This is a genomic window from Rhodoferax sp. GW821-FHT07F03 (assembly GCF_059418745.1).
The window spans coordinates 138,925-155,907 of record NZ_JBWKQM010000009.1 but is presented as its reverse complement, the minus strand read 5'-3'; the positions used below and the strand labels follow the sequence as shown (position 1 = coordinate 155,907).

The following is a 16,983-nucleotide window of genomic DNA, read 5'->3' as shown; positions in this document are numbered from 1 at the left end:
GCAAGTAACTTACTTGCTGTAGGTCAGCACGTAGAACTTGTTGTCAAAGAAGGTATTGGCGTAGTACGGCGACACGCTGGTGGTGATCTTCTTGCTGTAGTCGGCGCTGCCCTCGGCGGTGATGGCGTAGATCTTCTTGGTCTTGTGGTCCATGGCCATGGTGCGCACGCCGGCCATGGTGCCTAGCGCTTCGGACGGCTTATAGGTGTTCGCGTCCACTTGCTCAAACACATTCATGACCGAGTTCACACCGTTGGTCAGGAACACCCGCTTCAACTCTGCGTCGTACACCACGTCGTCGTTACCGCCACCGATTTCATAGGTGTACAGAATCGCGCCATTGTCGGCATCCATCACCGCAAAAGATGGCTTCACCGTCGCACTGCCACGGCAGCCCAGGAAGATGCGGTGGTTGGTCGCATCCAGCGCCAAGCCATTGGTCTGGGCGCAACCGGGTGTGGGCCACTGGGCGGTGACGGTCAGGTCCTTGGTGTTGATGCGGTACACCGCGTTCTCGTCGCGCGAGGCCATGTAGAAATTGCCCTGCCCGTCGGCTTCCGCGTGCTCAGGCTTCTTGGTGCTGACCTTGATGGAGCCAACCTGCTTCAACGAGGGGACATCGAGTACCAGCAACTCGGTACCGTCTTTTTCTGCACCCATATTGACAATGACGCGCTTTGTCGCGGAGTCATAGTGGACGGAGTCCAGATCGTCACCCAGCTTGATAGACGGTTGGGCTTGCAACGTAGACAGCTTGAACGGCGTGATGGTGCCGTTTTCGTTGTATGAAATGCCCAAGTCAAACTCGGAAATCACGGCGGCACCATTGGAGCTATCGCTGGCCGTCGTACCGATGATGCCCAGCGCCTTGTGCTTGGCCAGATCGTAGGCCTGCAGACCCGCGCCGCGCCGACCAATGAACAGATGGCCGCGCGCGGCATCCAGTGACACATAGTCCCAGGCCGAGCCCTTGCCGGGAATCGCCGTAGCGTTATCCAGATGCCAGCCATCAAACGCGGCAGCGGGCAGGGGCAGGGAAACAACGGCTGCGACAGCGGCCGCCACGGATAGTAATTTGCACACGGACATAGGAACTCCTAGAGATGAGAGCCGCATCCTAGAACTGCGCCAGCGTTTGGCGCAGGGTGCAAATCCTTACGTAATTGCCGCAGTCGGCACTGAACCTAGGCCGGCTGCGCCTGGCGCACTGCCGAGCTGGGCAGGCCAAACACGCGGTCAAAAACCCAGTTGAAAACAAAGGCGTAGACCAGGAAGAACATCAGCAAACCCAGGTCCATCACCAGGGCCTGCCACAGCGTGGCATCGAACCACCAGGCCATCAAAGGCACCAGAAACACCGTCAGCCCGCCCTCGAAGCCGATGGCATGCGCGATGCGCCGGCCCACGCTGCGGCCATGCACGGCCTGTCGCGCTTCCCAGCGCTCAAACAAGGTGTTGAACACCAGGTTCCAGGTGATCGCAATAGCCGAAGCCGCGACCGCCACCACACCCGCCTCCTGCAGGCCGTGGCCCGACATGCCGGACAGACCATAAGTGCTGGCCAGGATGGCAATGGCTTCAAACAAGCCCACGTAAACAATTTTTCTCTTGATACCTTGCATGGCAAATCTGGGGGCGCTGGCGCCTTGGAACCGGGAATGCCGCCACTTTATGTCTTTAATTCTGATATATAAAGTCAGCTTATGTCAGTTTTATTGATAGATTGAGCCATGGCATTCACTACCGAGAGCGTGCAGGTATTTCTGGCCGTGCTGGACCGTGGCTCGTTCTCGGCCGCGGCGCGCACCCTGGGGCGGGTGCCTTCGGCGGTCAGCATGGCCGTCGCCCACCTGGAGGCCGAACTGGGGTTGGAGCTGTTCGACCGCAGCGGGCGCGAGCCCCGGCCCACCGCCACCGCGCGGTCGCTGGAGCCGCAGGCCCGCCTGCTCGCCGGCCAGCTGCAGCAGCTGAACGCCCAGGCTCTGGGGCTGACGCAAGGTCTGGAAAGCCGCCTGACCCTGGCCATCGCCCCCGAGCTGCTGGCGGCGCAATGGCGCAGCCCGCTGGCCACGCTGGCGCAGGAATACCCGCTGCTGGAGGTGGAAGTGCTGGCCGCACCGCAGGCCGACGCTTTGAGCATGCTGCACGCGGGCCGGGCCAATCTGGCCCTGGTGTTCGAGCGTCCCAGCCTGGACGGACGCGAGGGTTTTCAAGAGGTCAGCAGCGAAACCCTGGTGGCGGTGATGGCACCCGCGCTGCTGGCGCGCACCCTACAAAGCCCGGACGGCCTGCGCGAGGAACAGCTGACCAACACCCGCCAGATTGTGGTGGCCAGCCGCGACCTGGCCACCATAGACCGGCGCTTTGCCTTTGCGCGGCACTGCTGGCGCACCGACAACCACATCGCCGCGCTGGGCCTGATCGAGGCCGGCATCGGCTGGGGCTGGCTGCCGCAGTCCTTCGTGCGCAGCCAGATCGCCGCCGGCACACTGGTGCAGATACCGTTTGACAACCTGACCAACCACATGGAGCTATGGGTGGACGTGGTCTGGTCCAAGGAGCGGCCACTGGGCCTGGCGGCGCGGCGCTTCATCGCCCTGGTCAGCGCCAGCCGTGAAGCCAGCAAGCTGCTGGCGGCTACCGCTCCAGATTTATAAGAAATCAGCCTCCAGCGCAGGTAATACCTGCGCAAGCAGCTACTAATTCAGTAGCAACCCAATCCAACCCACTTGGCTGCACACGCTGCAGCATGCGAGCCCTTGCCTTCCTCCCGTGGCAGAAATTCTAACGCCCGCGCACGCCTTGTTGACAGTCACTGAAAAGTAACAATAATTGAGCACGTCCGCAATTGCAGATACATGTCCATTATTGCAGACGCAACCTATTCATCACTTAGGCATTTAGGAGTATCAACATGGCGTTTCGACTTCTGGCACTGGCGGCATTGGCCGCTACCTCCGTGTTTGCAACGGGAACGGCTTTTGCCGCCGGCACCCTGGAACAGGCTCTTGCGCGAGGCCGTCTGGTGGTGGGCACCGGCAGCACCAACGCGCCCTGGCACTTCAAGGGAGAGGACGGCAAGCTGCAGGGCTTTGACGTGGACATGGCCAAGATCATTGCCAAGGCCTTGTTTGACGACCCCGAGAAGGTGGAATTCGTCAACCAGTCGTCGGACGCGCGCATCCCCAACATCACCACCGGCAAGGTGGACATCACCTGCCAGTTCCTGACCGTCACCGGCGCGCGCGCGCAGCAGGTCGCCTTCACCATTCCCTACTACCGCGAAGGCGTGGGCCTGATGCTCAAGGCCAAGAGCCCGTATGCCAATTACGCGGCGCTGAAAAAGGCCGACGCTTCGGTCAAGGTGGGCGTGCTGCAAAACGTCTATGCCGAAGCCATGGTGCATGCGGCCTTGCCCAACGCCAAGGTGGCCCAGTTCGACTCGCAAGACCTGATCTACCAGGCCTTGAATTCCGGCCGCGTGGATGCTGTGGCCACAGACCAATCGTCGATCGCCTGGTTCGTCAAACAGAACGCCGGCAAGTACATCGACTCGGGCTACGGCTGGAACCCGCAAACCTATGCCTGCGCCGTCAAGCGCGGCGACCAAGACTGGCTGAACTTCGTGAACACAGCCCTGCACGAAGCCATGACCGGCGTGGAATTTGACAGCTACGCCAAGTCCTTCAACACCTGGTTCGGCGTCAAGCTGGCACCGCCCAAGATCGGCTTCCCGGTCGAATTCCAATAAAGCCCCCGTCTGAACAGACACCCGGAAACCATTGCCCAGGCAGGGCAATGGCCCATCAGCGAACCGCAAACCGCCAACCGCATAGACGAGGCTGCACATGGGTTACACACTGAATTTCGCCGCCGTCTGGCGCAGCTTCATGCCCTTGCTGGACGGGCTGGGCCTGAGCCTGGTGCTGGCGGCCGAGAGCATTGCCATCGGCATGCTGATCGGCCTCGTCGTCAGCTTTGCGCTGACCTCCAAGCTGGGCGTGCTGCGCCGCACCGCGGGCCTGTACGTCACGGTCATCCGCAACACGCCAATTCTGGTGCTGGTGCTGTTTACCTATTTCGCGCTGCCCAATGTGGGCCTGCAGCTGGACGAAATCCCCTCCTTCGTGGCCACGCTGGCGATCTATTCAGGCGCCTATCTGGCGGAGGTGTTTCGCGCAGGGCTGCTGTCGGTGCCGGCCGGCTTGCGCGAGGCCGGCCAGACCATAGGCCTGAGCAAGATGCAGATCCGCACCTCCATCATCTTGCCGCTGATGTTCAGAAACGTGCTGCCGGCGCTGGGCAACACGGTGATTTCACTGTTCAAGGACACCTCTTTGGCGGCGGTGATCGCGGTGCCCGAGCTCACCTTCCAGGCCCGCAAGATCAACGTGGAATCCTTCCGCGTGATTGAGACCTGGGTGGTGGTCAGCCTGATCTATGTGTGCACCTGCGCCGTGCTGGCCGCCGTGTTCCGGCGCATCGAGCGGCAACTCTCCATCCCCCGGTAACCGCCATGGACTTCACATTCTCAGAATTCATCCAGCAGCTCTGGATCGCCCGCGGCTCGATTGCCTACGGGCTCGGGGTGACCATGGCGATCGCCGCCAGCGCCATCGTCCTCGGCACGGTCTTGGGCATAGGCGTGGGCCTGGCGCTGACCTATGGGGGCCGCCCGCTGCGCTGGCTGGCGCGTGGCTACACCGACTTTCTGCGCGGCACCCCGGTGCTAGTGCTGGTGCTGGCCGGCTACTACGTGCCGTCGGCCATCGGCATCGGGCTCAGCCCGCTGCAGGCCGGCGTGCTGGCCCTGGCGGTGTTTTGCAGCTCGCATGTGGGCGAGATCGTGCGCGGTGCGCTGCAAGCCATTCCCAAGGGGCAGATGGACGCTGCCAAGGCCATAGGCCTGACATTCCGCCAAACCTTTGCATCGGTACTGATGCCCTTGGCCCTGCGGCAGGTGCTGCCCGCCTGGGTCAACACCGCAGCGGAAATCGTCAAGGCATCCACCCTGCTGTCGGTGATCGGCGTGGGCGACTTGCTGCTGGCCTCGCAGGAAATCATTGCCCGCACCTTCATGAACCTGCCGTTCTATTTTCTGGCCGGGTTTCTGTACTTCAGCATCAATTTCTCCATCGAGCGCTTCGGACGCTTTGTGGAAAGAAAAATGACCATTCCATCGTGAGGACCTCTTGATGAGCAGCAATATTCTGGAAATCAGCAACCTGCACAAGCGCTTCGGCGATGTGGAAGTGCTCAAAGGCGTGGACTGCGCCATGCAGCAGGGCGATGTGGTCTGCATCATCGGCTCCAGCGGGTCCGGCAAGACGACCATGCTGCGCTGCATCAACATGCTGGAAGAGTTCAACGACGGGTCGATCCGCATCGCCGGACAAGAAATCGGCTACGAAATACGCGGCGGCACGCGGCGGCGCAAGAGCGAACTGGAGATTGCCCGCCAGCGCGCGCTCACCGGTATGGCCTTCCAGCAGTTCAATCTGTTCCCGCACATGACCGCCACCGAGAACGTCACGCTGGGCCTGATCAAGGTCAAAAAAATGGGCCGGGACGAAGCCGTCGCGGTGGCCGAGCGCTGGCTGGACCGCGTCGGTCTGCTGGCGCGCCGCAACCACTACCCCGGCCAGCTATCCGGCGGCCAGCAGCAACGGGTGGCGATTGCCCGGGCCATCGCCATGGAGCCCAAGCTGATGCTGTTCGACGAGGTGACATCCGCGCTGGACCCGGAACTGGTGAACGAAGTCCTGCTGGTCATCAAGGACCTGGCCCGCGAGGGCATGACCATGCTGCTGGTCACGCATGAAATGCGCTTCGCCTACGAAGTCTCGACGCGGGTGATCTTCATGAACCAAGGCCGCATTGCCGAAGAAGGCAATCCGCGCGAGATGTTCATCCAACCCCAAACCGAACGGCTGGCCGAGTTCCTCAAGAGCTCTGCCTTCAACTAAATTGAAAGGACATCTGTGAGCATCATTCGATACGGCGCCGGCGAGCGCGGAGCAGGCGGCCAGGCATTGCCCTTTGCCCGCGCGGTAGAGGCGGACGGCTGGCTGCATGTCTCCGGCCAGGTGGCCATGGAGGGCGGCGAAATCATCGCCGGCGGCATCGTCGCCCAGACCCACAAAACCATTGAGAACCTCATCGCCATCCTGACCGAAGCCGGCTACGGCGTGGAAGACGTGGTGCGGGTCGGTGTGTGGCTGGACGATCCGCGCGACTTCTGGACCTTCAACAAAATCTACGCCGGGTATTTTGGGGATAATCCGCCAGCCCGTGCCTGCGTACAGGCGCAGATGATGGTCGACTGCAAGGTCGAAGTCGATTGCATTGCCTACAAGCGCAAAAGTGGCAACAACACAAACCCCTGAAATCCAGCAACGGAAGCCCTTATCCATGACGGTTGTCGATGACAGTCTCTCCAATCGCCGCTCCAGAGGGCTGGACCGCGCTTTCGAGATCCTCGACTTTTTCAGATCGCACCGCAAACCGGCACGGCCGAATGAAATTGCAGCACTGCTGGGCGCGCCGCGCTCTTCCGTCTACGAGCTGATCAATCTGCTGCTCAAGCACGGGGTGCTGGAATATTCCGGCAGCGAAGGCCAGGTGTTTCTGGGCCGCAAGCTGCACTTCCTGGGCAGCGCGTATGCAGAGCATTTCGACCTGATGCGCGAATGCGAAAAGTCGCTGGTCCGCATCACCCAGGAAACCCGCGAAACCGCCCAGCTCTGCATGCTGGACGGTAACAAATACACGGTGGCGCTGATGAAGGAAGGCATACGCCCTTTCCGCATCTCGTCCAACGTGGGCGAAGCCATGCCGATTCCCTGGACCGCGTCCGGGCGCCTGCTGCTGGGGCATTTATCGGACGGCGAAATTCTGAACCTGATCCCCAAGGAAGACTTCAAGCTGCCGAACGGCGATTGGCTCGATACCCAGGCCTTCCTCCAAGAAGCCCGCGAGGCCCGCACCGCCGGGTACTTCACCTGCGGCAGCATCGTCGACAGCTTCACCCAGTGCTTCGCAGCGCCGGTGTACCAGGGCGAGAAGGTGTGCATCGCCACGCTGTGCCTGGTCGCCCCGCGTGAGGATGGGCAGCGCAATCAGAAGGAATATCTGGACTGCCTGGTCAGCACCGCCAGCGATCTGACGCAGAGGCTACGTGCTACCTGACGGCAAAACAACCGTCAAATATGCCTCTAGCGCAGGTAGTACCTGCGCTAGTAGCTATTAATTAGATAGCAACCAGGGTTTCCCAGCGCCCACTGCGCTGCGAGGCAAACAGCGCGTCGATGATGCGCATGTTCTGGACCGCATCTTCCACGCCGTAGAGCAGCGGCGCTTCACCGCGGACCGCTAGCGAGAACGCATCGCCTTCCAGGCTGTACTGGTCGCAGGGTGCAAAGCTCTCCACCGTGGCGCTGGCTCCGCCCAGGGCCTTGCCGTTGTCGATGAAGATGCGGGTGGCCTCAAATGGTGGCGCGTTGAACGGAATTTCGATTTCCACCCGCTGCTGCGTGCCCACCACCTGCACGCGCTGGTAGGGCGTGGACTGGGTGGACACGGTGAAGTCCAGGTGCCGGCCGCCACCAAAGTCCAGCAGCGCGCTGAAAGTGCGGTCCACATTGAACTCGGGGTCCATGTCGGCCAGCGCCATCACGCGCACCGGCTCGGCGCCGAACAGAAAGCGCCCGGCGACGATGGGGTAGCAGCCAATGTCGAACAGCGCGCCGCCGCCCTTGGCCGCATCGTTGCGGATGTTGTCGGGGTTGCGGTTGAAGTAGGAGAACCAGGCCTGCACCGTGCGCAGCTCGCCCAGGGCGCCGCTTTGCACCAGCTCGCGCGTGCGCAGCCACTGCGGGTGGAAGCGCACCATGAAGGCTTCCATGATGTGCACCTTGCCGGCCACCTCGCGCAGCTGGGCCGCTTCATTGGCGTTCAGCGCAATCGGCTTTTCGCACAGCACATGCTTGCCGGCGCGCGCCGCGGCCAGGGTCATGGGCACGTGCAAGTCGTTGGGCAGCGGGTTGTAGATGGCCTCGATGTTCGGGTCGGCCAGCAGCTCTTCGTAGGAGCCGTAGGCAGTGGGAATGCCCAGCTTGTCGGCAGCAGCGCGCGCCGAGGGCAGCGAACGCGAGGCAATCGCCTGCACATCGCACCACTGGCTGCGCAGCAGCGCCGGGGTGACTTTTTCCATACCGATCTTGGCGGTACTCAACACGCCCCAGCGCACTTTTTGCATATCAGGCAGCCTCTTTGTAGAAGAACGGGCGCAGTACGCGGCCGGGCAGCGGGTTCACCGCGTTGTGGATGGCGGCGATGTGGTCGGGCGTGGTGCCGCAGCAGCCGCCGACGATGTTGACCAGGCCTTCGGCGGCGAATTCGCGCACCAGGGCCGAGGTGACTTCAGGCGTTTCGTCGAAGCCGGTGTCGCTCATCGGGTTGGGCAGGCCGGCGTTGGGGTAGCAGCTGATGAAGGTATCGGGCGCCACCTTGTGCAGCTCCTGGATGTAGGGGCGCATCAGCGCCGCACCCAGCGCGCAATTCAGGCCCACGGCCAGCGGCTGGGCGTGGCGCACGCTGTGCCAGAAGGCGGTGACGGTCTGGCCGCTGAGGATACGGCCCGAGGCATCGGTCACCGTGCCGCTGATGATCAGCGGCAGGCGCTGGCCCGAGTCTTCAAAGTATTCGTCCACCGCGAACAGCGCGGCCTTGGCGTTCAGCGTGTCGAAAATCGTCTCCACCAGGATCACGTCCGCGCCGCCTTCGACCAGGGCCTTGGTCTGCTCGTAATAGGCTTTGCGCAGCTGCTCGAAGTTGACGTTGCGTGCGCCGGGGTCGTTCACATCGGGGCTGATGCTGGCCGTCTTGGGCGTGGGGCCGAGGGCGCCGGCGACGAAGCGGGGCTTGTCCGGCGTGCTGTATTTGTCGCAGGCGGCGCGGGCGATTTTGGCGGACTCGAAGTTCATCTCGATCGCCAGGTCGGCCATGTCGTAGTCCTCCTGGGCCACGGTGGTGGCGCCGAAGGTATTGGTCTCGATCAGGTCGGCGCCAGCGGCCAGGTAGCCTTCGTGGATGTCGCGGATCACGTCCGGCCGGGTCAGGCTGAGCAGCTCGTTGTTGCCCTTCACGTCCTTGTGAAAGTCCTTGAAGCGCTCGCCGCGGTACTGCTCCTCGGTCAGCTTGAAGCGCTGGATCATGGTGCCCATCGCACCATCCAGGATGGCAATGCGTTGCGCCAGGATGGCGGGCAGTTGTTGGGCGCGGGTGTAGGTGGGCGTTTTCATGAGGGCTCGATTGTAGGAAACCCCGGCACCGCCCCACTACACCGCGACCAGTGGCCCCAGTCTGCGTAGGCGTACGGCGTCGCGCAGCGGAGGCTGGCCGTACATGCGGGCGTATTCGCGGCTGAACTGCGACGGGCTCTCGTAGCCGACGGTGAAGCCAATGCTGGCCGCATCCGCCTGGCCGGCCAGCAGCAGGCGCCGGGCCTCCTGCAGGCGGATCTGCTTCTGGTACTGCAGCGGGCTCATGGCGGTGACAGCCTTGAAATGCCGGTGGAAGGTGGAGGCGCTCATGTTGGCGCGCTGCGCTACCGCGGCTATGCGCAGCGGCTCGGCGAAATGGTCGCGTATCCAGCCTATGGCCCGGCCCACCTGGGCCATGCGGCTGTGGGCCAGCGCGATCTGGCGCAGCATGGGCGCCTGGGCGCCGGTCAGCAATCGGTACAGGATTTCGCGCTCGGCCAGCGGCGCCAGCATGGGGATGTCGGCCGGCCGGTCCAGCAAGCGCAGCAGGCGCACGGCGGCATCCAGCAGATCCGGTGTCACCGGGCTGACCGCCAGGCCGGGCAAGGGGGCGTCCTGGGCTGCACCAGGCAGGGTGAGCAGCATGTCGGCCAGCACCGCCGGGTCCAGCTCCAGGGACAACGCCAGATACGGCGCCTCCGGGCTGGCTTGGATGACCGAGCCGGTGATGGGCAAGTCCACCGACACCACCAAATACTGGCCGGCAGCGTATTCCACGATGTTGTCACCCAGCAGCGCCTGCTTGGCACCTTGCGCCACGATGTACAGCATGGGCTGGTAGACCACGCCCATGGGTAGCGTCGGGGTATCGGAGCGCACCAGGCCGACGCGGGGGATGGCGGTGCTGGTCCGGCGCTCATGGCAGTGTTGTGCAATCAAGGCACACAGCTCTTTGAGCGAGTCCGGCGTAGGCAAGGGCAACATGCGAGGATTATGCAAGAGCTGCGCAGCATCAGGCTACCGCTGCACAGGCCGGCACGCGGATAGTCAAGCTCTTCACCATTCAGGAGCAACCCATGTCTTTCCAACCCCACACCTGGTTCATCACCGGCGCAGCGCGCGGCATCGGCGCCCACACCGTGCAGGCCGCGCTGGCCGCCGGCCACAACGTGGTCGCCACCGCCCGCAAGCGCGACAGCATCCAACAGACCGACGACCGCCTGCTGGCGCTGGATCTGGACGTCACCGACGCCGCCCAGGCCCAGGCCACCGTGCAAGCCGCCGTGGCCCGCTTTGGCCGCATCGACGTGCTGGTCAACAACGCGGGCTACGGCCAGCTAGGTCTGTTTGAAGAAAGCACGGCGGCCGATGCGGAGCAGCAGTTCGCCACCAATGTGTTCGGCCTGTTCCACGTCACCCGCGCCGTGCTGCCGGTGATGCGCGCGCAGCGCGCCGGCCATGTGTTCAACCTCTCGTCCATCGCCGGCATGCGCGGCATCCCGGGCGGCTCGCTGTACTGCGCCAGCAAGTTCGCTGTGGAAGGCTTCTCCGAAGGGCTGGCGCAAGAGCTGGCCCCGTTCGGCATCCGCGTCACCATCGTGGAGCCGGGCGCGTTCCGCACCGACTTTCTGGACGGCCAGTCGATGCGCTTTGGCAGCCAGGCCATCGCCGACTACGCCGCGCAGTCGGCACAGATCAGCGCAGGCTTTGGTGCCCGCAACCACCTGCAGCCCGGCGACCCGGCGCGGCTGGCTGCGGTGCTGCTGCAGCTGGCGGCGCATCCGAAGCCACCGCTGCGCTTTGCGGCGGGTAGCGACGCTGTGGCGGTGATTGGGACGAAGATTGAGGCGCTGCGGGGGGAGTTGGAGGCTTGGCAAGCTCTGTCAGTGACTACGGATGGGGAGTTCTAAATTTATGGCACAGAGTTGATATCTGTGCTTCCCAACGCAGACCAACGATACGGAGTAACGACGGCCCCGGATGCATATCGATAAATGGTAAGTATGATCTCGTGCGCTATGGTGCGTATACAAGCATGCGTGGCCCCTCGGGCTAACTCTTTTTTATCGCCAATCGTAATATTGAAGTAAGCACCGCTTGAAAAAGCGTCGTAACTTTGATCAACGTAACCGTCTACGTGCGCTCCGCCATCCTGATCGGCCATCCCGACAACAATTTTCTTACGACTGATTGATCCGTATGTTGGATGGGTCGCAAGCTCTCTAGTCCACCACTCCATGAACGAGGTTCTTCGCTGACGAACTTCAGGTCCAAAGAGCCTTGGCTGAAAACCTGTACTTTGTTCACCTAACTGCATCATCAGCAACTGAGGCCAACTCCATTCGCCTTTTGCCGGAGGCATGCCCACGACGCGGGTAGAGTCCAACCAAAAGCCTCCTCTGAGACTAAGTTGAGCAAGTAACGCCCCTTGACCTGGCTTGGGGCGGTCCGGATGGTGTAGCAGTACCCGCAGCGCTGTTGACATGGGCTTTGCTGCCAGCCAATCACCTGCATCAAACAACTTGCAATAACTTTGCAGCAAATGCAGTTGTTCCTGCAATTGCAGCCGGAGTTCAGCGGTGGATCTCGTGCGCTTCATGCGGGGGCCTAAGAGTTTTAGCTCAATATACAGAAGCACCATCACGTCTTCCCCCCGCCCCAGCCCCGGGCACAATAGCACCTTCCCACCAGCCCCACGCTGGTTTACCCCTCAAATCAGCCCCTAGCGCAATCACCACCTGCGCCAGCAGCTACAAATTCCAGAGCATCGCATTGTCCTCGTCCCCTCTCGCCATCCTGCATGAAACCTTTGGCTACGAGCAGTTCCGGGGGCCGCAGCAGGCCATCGTCGAGCATGTAGTCGCCGGCGGTGACGCGCTGGTGTTGATGCCTACCGGCGGCGGCAAGTCGCTGTGCTACCAGATCCCGGCGATTGCGCGGCAGCTGGACGGGCACGGCATCACCATCGTCATTTCGCCGCTGATCGCGCTGATGCACGACCAGGTGGGCGCGCTGCACGAGGCGGGGGTCAAGGCGGCGTTCTTGAATTCCACCCTGTCGTTCGACGAGGCGCTGGACGTGGAGCGGCGCCTGGTGCGCGGCGACATCACCATGCTGTACGCGGCGCCCGAGCGCATCACCACGCCACGCTTTCTGGACCTGCTGGACGATCTGCTGGCGCGCCGGCAACTGAGCCTGTTTGCGATTGACGAAGTGCATTGCGTGAGCCAGTGGGGCCACGACTTCCGCCCCGAATACCGCGCGCTGACGGTGCTGCACCAGCGCTACGCCAGCGTGCCGCGGATTGCGCTGACGGCCACCGCCGACGCGCTGACCCGGGCCGACATCGTCGAACGCCTGCAACTCGAAGAAGCCCAGCATTTCGTCAGCAGCTTTGACCGGCCGAATATCCGCTACACCATCGTCGAAAAAAAGGACGCGACCACGCAGCTGCTGCGCTTCATCGAGCGCGAGCACGACGAAGACGCGGGCGTGGTCTATTGCCAGTCGCGCAAGCGGGTGGAAGAGGTGGCGCAGATGCTGTGCGAGCACGGCATCAACGCCCTGCCCTACCACGCCGGGCTGGACGCGAAACTGCGCCAGACGCACCAGGACCGCTTTCTGCGCGAAGAAGGCATCGTGATGGTGGCGACCATTGCCTTCGGCATGGGCATCGACAAGCCCGACGTGCGCTTTGTCGCACATTTGGACATGCCGAAAAACATCGAGGGCTACTACCAAGAAACCGGGCGGGCGGGCCGCGACGGCCTGGCCGCCGATGCCTGGATGGTCTACGGCCTGCAGGACGTGGTGAACCAGCGCCGCATGATCGACGAGAGCCCGGCCGGCGAAGAATTCAAGCAGGTGATGCGCGGCAAGCTGGATGCACTGCTGGGACTGGCCGAGGCCACCGACTGCCGCCGGGTCCGGCTGTTGAAATACTTTGGGGAAACCTCCCACGCCTGCGGCAACTGCGACAACTGCCTGGAGCCGCCGCAGGTATGGGACGGCACCGAGGCCGCGCGCAAGCTGCTGTCCACGATTTACCGCATCCAGCAAATGAGCGGTATTAGCTTTGGCACCGGCCACATCATGGACATCTTGCGCGGCAAGACCACCGACAAGGTGAACCAGTTCAACCACAGCACGCTCAGCACCTTCGGCCTGGGTGCGGAGTACAGCGAACAGCAGCTGCGCGGCGTGCTGCGCCAGCTGATTGCGATTGGCGGGGTGGCGGTGGAAGGCGAATACAGCACGCTGTGCCTGACCGAAGGCTCGCGCGCCGTGCTGAAGGGCGAGGTGCCGCTGATGCTGCGCGCGTCCTTGTCCGGCCCAGCGGAACGCAAGCCCAAGCGCGACCGCAGCGGCAAAAACGGCAGCAGCGCCGCCAAATCCGCCGTGGCGGCCGCACTGGACGACGCAGCCCAGGTCCGCTTCGCGGCGCTGAAAGCCTGGCGCGCCGAGGTGGCCCGCGAACACAACCTGCCAGCCTATGTGATCTTCCACGACGCCACCCTGGCCGCCATCGCAACCCTGGCGCCGGACAGCCTGGACGCGCTGGCCGGCGTAAGCGGGCTGGGCACGAAAAAGCTGGAAGCCTATGGCGAAGCCGTGCTGCGGGTTTGCGCCGATACTGCTACGTAAATAATAGCTGCCCGCGCAGATAAAACATGCGCTGGCGGCCTGTTTGGCTTGGAAGTCGAGCGGGCCACGCCCTCAGTGCATAAACCCCATGCCCCGGGACTCACGCACCTCGGGTTTAATGCGGTGCTCGGCCTCCAGCTGATCCATAAACTCCTCCGGAGCCAGCTGCGCATCCAGAATTTCACCCTGGCGTTTGACGGCGGCAAAGTCGCCGGGGCAGAGCTGGTCCATGCGGGCTAAACGGGCTTTCAGGCTGTCGTCCAGCCGGCTGGCATCGCCACCCAGGGCTTCCACCACGAACATGGTTTCGCGCTGCGTGCGCAGCAGGGGCTTGAACTGGATCTTGAAGGTGAAGCGGCGTAGCGCGGCTTGGTCTATGCGGTCCAGCAAATTGGTGGTGCAGACAAAAATGCCACGGTAGCGCTCCATGCCTTGCAGCATTTCGTTGACCTCGGTGACCTCGTAGGTGCGCTGGGCGCCGCGACGGTCTTGCAAAAAGCTGTCGGCCTCGTCCAGCAGCAGCACGGCTTTTTCGGCCTCGGCTTCTTTGAACATGGCGGCCATCTTCTGTTCGGTTTCGCCGACGAATTTGCTCATCAAGTCACTGGCCTGCTTGACCAACAAAGGCTTGTCCAGCGCCTTGGCGATGTGCTCGGCCAGCGCGGTTTTGCCGGTGCCGGGGGCGCCGTAGAAGCACAGCGTGCCGTGACCGCGGGCTTTCAGCGCCTGCACGATGCGCGGCACCTCGAAACGGCTTTCGACGTTGAGCATGTCCAGGCTGTACTGGGTGACAAAGGGGCGCTCGCCGGCATCGGCCAAGCGGTTTCCCAGGGCCTGGTCGGCGTTCTTCAGTTGGCGCTCGATCAGGCTCTCAAAGGCCGTGTCGGTCTGCGGTGTAACCAGCCCGGCGAAGCGCACGGCGGTGCGGATTTGCGCCGGGGTCAGGCCTTTGCGCTCGGTGAGCTTGGCCACAAACGCGTCCGACACCTGCACGCCTTCCAGCGTCTTGCGCACCAGGCCTTCGCGTGCGCCGGGCGGCGGCGACTTCAGTTCCAGGTGGTAGGCGAAGCGGCGGCGGAAGGCCGGGTCGATCTGCTCGATGCGATTGGTCACCCACAAGGTGGGCACGGTGTTCGACTCCAAAATCTGGTTCACCCAGGCCTTGCCGCTGACCGAACCGGAACTGGGCGCGGCCACCTGCTCGGCCCGCGCCATGAGCTGGGCGGCCTCGGAGCTGATGGGTGGGAACACGTCTTCCACTTCGTCGAATAGCAGCGCCGCCTGCACGCTGCCTTTCAGGAAGACCTGGGCGATCTGCAACGAGCGGTAGCGGTCGCGCCCGCTGAGCGAGTTGCCGTCGCGGTCGGCGTATTCCACCTCGAACAGGTCCAGCCCGGCGGCCTGGGCGACGACGCGGGCCAGCTCGGTCTTACCGGTGCCGGGTGGGCCGTAGAGCAAGACGTTCACGCCGGGTTCCTTGCGCGCCACGGCGTTGCGCAGCAGGGACACGAGCACCTGGGTGTCGTCCAGCACGTAGGTGAAGTCAGTCAATGCCAGCGCGCTTTTGGTGGCGGGGCGGGTGAACACGGCCATCAGCTCGCTCTGGTCGCGGTATTCGCGCATCAGCACGGGTGGCAGCTTTTCGCTGACCTTCATCAGGTCGGCCAGGTCGGTGATGTTGTGTTCGGAGATGAGGTTCTCCACCAGGCCGATGCGCTCCAGCCGCGAGCCGGCACGCAGGGCCTCGCCCACCTCGGCCGGGCTGACGCCGGCGACCTCGGCAATGGCCGCATAGGCTTCGGGCGCGTTGTTCACCTTGACCTCGACCAGGATGGTGCGCAGGTCACGCTGGTAGCGGGCCAAGGTACCGTAGAGCAAGAGCGCACGCTCGGCCTTGTTCAACTGCAGCAGGCCGGACAACGCGTCGATGTTCTTCTCCACCAGGGTGGACTGTTTCTTCAGCGCGTGGGTCAGCCATTCGCCGGTGACCGCCAGGGCAGACAGCAGGTCTTTCGGCTGGTCCTTGGCGTATTCATCCAGGTAGAAGAACAGCGTGCCCTCTTCATAGGGGCCGCGCCAGATGCCATGGCGCTCCAGGAACTCGGTGGTACCCAGGTCGTCATGGCCACGCCAGAACTCGTTGTCCTTGCAGCGGCGCAGCAGGAATTCACGTAGGCGCAGCAACACCGGCTGCGGCCACACCAGGTGCCTGCCGGCCATGGCCAGCAGGCTGTTCAGGTCGCGCCGCACATTGAATTTGGGGCCTTGGCGCGCCACCAGGGTCAGCACAAAGTGCGAGCACATCAAATCCAGCACCGGCGCAGCCTTCAGCCCCGGTGACGGAATCAACGGTGCGTGGGCAGAATCGGAAACCAAGCGCTTCGCCATGGAAATGCTCCCTAGCCACAAAGTGGTTTGTTGCCGCACCATAACGCAGGCTGTCAAGCATGGGAAGACATGGCCCGTGAAATATGCCCGGTAGAACCCGCATAGGGATAAATCCTGAAAATTGGTACGATGTCCAACTTGCAGGTTTCGGCCTGCCGCGCTGCCCGGTCGGGCAAGTTTTTAACACCACCCCGAGGAATATCTATGTCCAGCCCTGATACCAGCGAACACGGCGCCAGCGCCCACGCTCCCGCCGATGCCGTGGAAGCCATCGTGCCGATGATTCCCATGGTCCTGCCCCTCGTTGGTGGCGTGCTGATCTTCCTGCTGGCCTTCATCGCCGTATCCATGGCCTGACACCAGCTTGGCGCCAGTCCGGCCGGACTTGACGCCACTTTGAAAGAGCGCCCGCCTGGACCACAGGCCGGCGCAGCGTTTTATGCAATGTAGAACGCCGTTTTTGCCGTATCTACACCCCTGTCTTCACCCTTTTTTGCTATTTTTTCTATAGCTATTGGCGCAGCATTTGTATGCGCTATGGCCTGGAAATATGCGCCATTCTCACGCCCATCATTTCGGCACATAACCTCATGCAACGTTTGCATACATTTTGCGTGTAATCACACCGTAACTTTGTCCTGGCTCTTTAGAATCGAACTCCCAGCCTGCCCGCGCTGACTGCGCCGAC

17 protein-coding genes are annotated in these 16,983 nt (G+C 62.9%); 10 read left to right on the top strand and 7 right to left on the bottom strand.

Annotated features, from left to right (window positions below):
• Positions 1 to 9: 9 nt before the first annotated feature.
• Both AC07R0_RS15380 and AC07R0_RS15375 read right to left on the bottom strand, forming a co-directional pair.
• Positions 10 to 1,089, bottom strand: a complete 1,080-nt coding sequence (locus tag AC07R0_RS15380; protein WP_495105489.1) for a YncE family protein — start codon at positions 1,087 to 1,089, stop codon at positions 10 to 12.
• Positions 1,090 to 1,184: 95 nt separating this feature from the next.
• Positions 1,185 to 1,622: a PACE efflux transporter gene (locus AC07R0_RS15375; RefSeq protein ID WP_495105488.1), complete on the bottom strand. Its 438-nt coding sequence runs from the start codon at positions 1,620 to 1,622 to the stop codon at positions 1,185 to 1,187.
• A gap of 108 nt (positions 1,623 to 1,730) precedes the next feature.
• Here AC07R0_RS15375 and AC07R0_RS15370 point away from each other — a divergent pair, with 108 nt between their 5' ends.
• The 7 genes from AC07R0_RS15370 to AC07R0_RS15340 all read left to right on the top strand — a co-directional run bounded on the left by AC07R0_RS15370 (position 1,731) and on the right by AC07R0_RS15340 (position 7,188).
• The gene (locus AC07R0_RS15370) at positions 1,731 to 2,657 is read left to right on the top strand and encodes a LysR family transcriptional regulator (protein ID WP_495105487.1); all 927 of its coding nucleotides are present in this window, start codon (positions 1,731 to 1,733) and stop codon (positions 2,655 to 2,657) included.
• A 257-nt stretch (positions 2,658 to 2,914) separates the two neighbouring features.
• Positions 2,915 to 3,751, top strand: coding sequence for a transporter substrate-binding protein (locus tag AC07R0_RS15365; RefSeq protein ID WP_495099873.1), 837 nt, complete (start codon positions 2,915 to 2,917; stop codon positions 3,749 to 3,751).
• 97 nt (positions 3,752 to 3,848) lie between these two features.
• Positions 3,849 to 4,511, top strand: a complete 663-nt coding sequence (locus AC07R0_RS15360) for an amino acid ABC transporter permease (RefSeq protein WP_495105486.1) — start codon at positions 3,849 to 3,851, stop codon at positions 4,509 to 4,511.
• Positions 4,512 to 4,516: 5 nt separating this feature from the next.
• Entirely contained in the window at positions 4,517 to 5,185 is a 669-nt protein-coding gene (locus tag AC07R0_RS15355; RefSeq protein ID WP_495105485.1) for an amino acid ABC transporter permease, read from the top strand.
• Between the two features lie 10 nt (positions 5,186 to 5,195).
• A complete protein-coding gene (locus AC07R0_RS15350; protein WP_495105484.1) occupies positions 5,196 to 5,966 on the top strand; it encodes an amino acid ABC transporter ATP-binding protein in 771 nt (256 codons plus the stop codon).
• A 21-nt stretch (positions 5,967 to 5,987) separates the two neighbouring features.
• The gene (locus AC07R0_RS15345; protein ID WP_495105600.1) at positions 5,988 to 6,386 is read left to right on the top strand and encodes a RidA family protein; all 399 of its coding nucleotides are present in this window, start codon (positions 5,988 to 5,990) and stop codon (positions 6,384 to 6,386) included.
• A 25-nt stretch (positions 6,387 to 6,411) separates the two neighbouring features.
• Positions 6,412 to 7,188 carry an IclR family transcriptional regulator gene (locus AC07R0_RS15340; RefSeq protein WP_116607578.1) on the top strand — a complete coding sequence of 259 codons (777 nt, stop codon included), beginning with the start codon at positions 6,412 to 6,414 and terminating at the stop codon, positions 7,186 to 7,188.
• A gap of 61 nt (positions 7,189 to 7,249) precedes the next feature.
• On the opposite strand, the gene AC07R0_RS15335 is transcribed toward AC07R0_RS15340, so the two are convergent.
• The 3 genes from AC07R0_RS15335 to AC07R0_RS15325 are packed head-to-tail and all read right to left on the bottom strand — an operon-like array spanning position 7,250 to position 10,247.
• Positions 7,250 to 8,257 (bottom strand): Gfo/Idh/MocA family protein, encoded by a 1,008-nt coding sequence (locus AC07R0_RS15335; RefSeq protein WP_495105483.1) that lies wholly within the window; start codon positions 8,255 to 8,257, stop codon positions 7,250 to 7,252.
• Between the two features lies 1 nt (position 8,258).
• The gene (locus AC07R0_RS15330) at positions 8,259 to 9,302 is read right to left on the bottom strand and encodes a homocysteine S-methyltransferase family protein (RefSeq protein ID WP_116607580.1); all 1,044 of its coding nucleotides are present in this window, start codon (positions 9,300 to 9,302) and stop codon (positions 8,259 to 8,261) included.
• Positions 9,303 to 9,338: 36 nt separating this feature from the next.
• Entirely contained in the window at positions 9,339 to 10,247 is a 909-nt protein-coding gene (locus tag AC07R0_RS15325; protein WP_495105482.1) for an AraC family transcriptional regulator, read from the bottom strand.
• A gap of 92 nt (positions 10,248 to 10,339) precedes the next feature.
• Here AC07R0_RS15325 and AC07R0_RS15320 point away from each other — a divergent pair, with 92 nt between their 5' ends.
• Complete coding sequence (locus AC07R0_RS15320) at positions 10,340 to 11,173, top strand: oxidoreductase (protein WP_495105481.1); 834 nt, start codon at positions 10,340 to 10,342, stop codon at positions 11,171 to 11,173.
• 2 nt (positions 11,174 to 11,175) lie between these two features.
• Here AC07R0_RS15320 and AC07R0_RS15315 read toward each other — a convergent pair whose 3' ends face one another.
• Positions 11,176 to 11,862 (bottom strand): hypothetical protein, encoded by a 687-nt coding sequence (locus tag AC07R0_RS15315; RefSeq protein WP_495105480.1) that lies wholly within the window; start codon positions 11,860 to 11,862, stop codon positions 11,176 to 11,178.
• A gap of 173 nt (positions 11,863 to 12,035) precedes the next feature.
• On the opposite strand from AC07R0_RS15315, the gene recQ reads away from it, so the two are divergent.
• Positions 12,036 to 13,907, top strand: coding sequence for a DNA helicase RecQ (recQ, locus tag AC07R0_RS15310; protein WP_495105479.1), 1,872 nt, complete (start codon positions 12,036 to 12,038; stop codon positions 13,905 to 13,907).
• 72 nt (positions 13,908 to 13,979) lie between these two features.
• Here the strand turns inward: recQ and AC07R0_RS15305 are convergent, their stop codons facing one another.
• Complete coding sequence (locus AC07R0_RS15305; RefSeq protein ID WP_495105478.1) at positions 13,980 to 16,295, bottom strand: ATP-binding protein; 2,316 nt, start codon at positions 16,293 to 16,295, stop codon at positions 13,980 to 13,982.
• Positions 16,296 to 16,499: 204 nt separating this feature from the next.
• Here AC07R0_RS15305 and AC07R0_RS15300 point away from each other — a divergent pair, with 204 nt between their 5' ends.
• Positions 16,500 to 16,652 carry a hypothetical protein gene (locus AC07R0_RS15300; protein WP_495077046.1) on the top strand — a complete coding sequence of 51 codons (153 nt, stop codon included), beginning with the start codon at positions 16,500 to 16,502 and terminating at the stop codon, positions 16,650 to 16,652.
• Positions 16,653 to 16,983 lie beyond the last annotated feature (331 nt).

What these genes read in the sequence shown, in the direction of transcription:
- AC07R0_RS15340 (WP_116607578.1), top strand. Translation starts at nt 6,412, where the DNA reads ATGACGGTTGTCGATGACAGTCTCTCCAATCGCCGCTCCAGAGGGCTG.
- AC07R0_RS15355 (WP_495105485.1), top strand. Translation starts at nt 4,517, where the DNA reads ATGGACTTCACATTCTCAGAATTCATCCAGCAGCTCTGGATCGCCCGC.
- AC07R0_RS15305 (WP_495105478.1), bottom strand. Translation starts at nt 16,295, where the DNA reads ATGGCGAAGCGCTTGGTTTCCGATTCTGCCCACGCACCGTTGATTCCG.
- AC07R0_RS15315 (WP_495105480.1), bottom strand. Translation starts at nt 11,862, where the DNA reads ATGAAGCGCACGAGATCCACCGCTGAACTCCGGCTGCAATTGCAGGAA.
- AC07R0_RS15320 (WP_495105481.1), top strand. Translation starts at nt 10,340, where the DNA reads ATGTCTTTCCAACCCCACACCTGGTTCATCACCGGCGCAGCGCGCGGC.
- AC07R0_RS15350 (WP_495105484.1), top strand. Translation starts at nt 5,196, where the DNA reads ATGAGCAGCAATATTCTGGAAATCAGCAACCTGCACAAGCGCTTCGGC.
- AC07R0_RS15370 (WP_495105487.1), top strand. Translation starts at nt 1,731, where the DNA reads ATGGCATTCACTACCGAGAGCGTGCAGGTATTTCTGGCCGTGCTGGAC.
- AC07R0_RS15380 (WP_495105489.1), bottom strand. Translation starts at nt 1,089, where the DNA reads ATGTCCGTGTGCAAATTACTATCCGTGGCGGCCGCTGTCGCAGCCGTT.
- AC07R0_RS15325 (WP_495105482.1), bottom strand. Translation starts at nt 10,247, where the DNA reads ATGTTGCCCTTGCCTACGCCGGACTCGCTCAAAGAGCTGTGTGCCTTG.
- AC07R0_RS15330 (WP_116607580.1), bottom strand. Translation starts at nt 9,302, where the DNA reads ATGAAAACGCCCACCTACACCCGCGCCCAACAACTGCCCGCCATCCTG.
- AC07R0_RS15335 (WP_495105483.1), bottom strand. Translation starts at nt 8,257, where the DNA reads ATGCAAAAAGTGCGCTGGGGCGTGTTGAGTACCGCCAAGATCGGTATG.
- AC07R0_RS15375 (WP_495105488.1), bottom strand. Translation starts at nt 1,622, where the DNA reads ATGCAAGGTATCAAGAGAAAAATTGTTTACGTGGGCTTGTTTGAAGCC.
- AC07R0_RS15360 (WP_495105486.1), top strand. Translation starts at nt 3,849, where the DNA reads ATGGGTTACACACTGAATTTCGCCGCCGTCTGGCGCAGCTTCATGCCC.
- AC07R0_RS15365 (WP_495099873.1), top strand. Translation starts at nt 2,915, where the DNA reads ATGGCGTTTCGACTTCTGGCACTGGCGGCATTGGCCGCTACCTCCGTG.
- AC07R0_RS15300 (WP_495077046.1), top strand. Translation starts at nt 16,500, where the DNA reads ATGTCCAGCCCTGATACCAGCGAACACGGCGCCAGCGCCCACGCTCCC.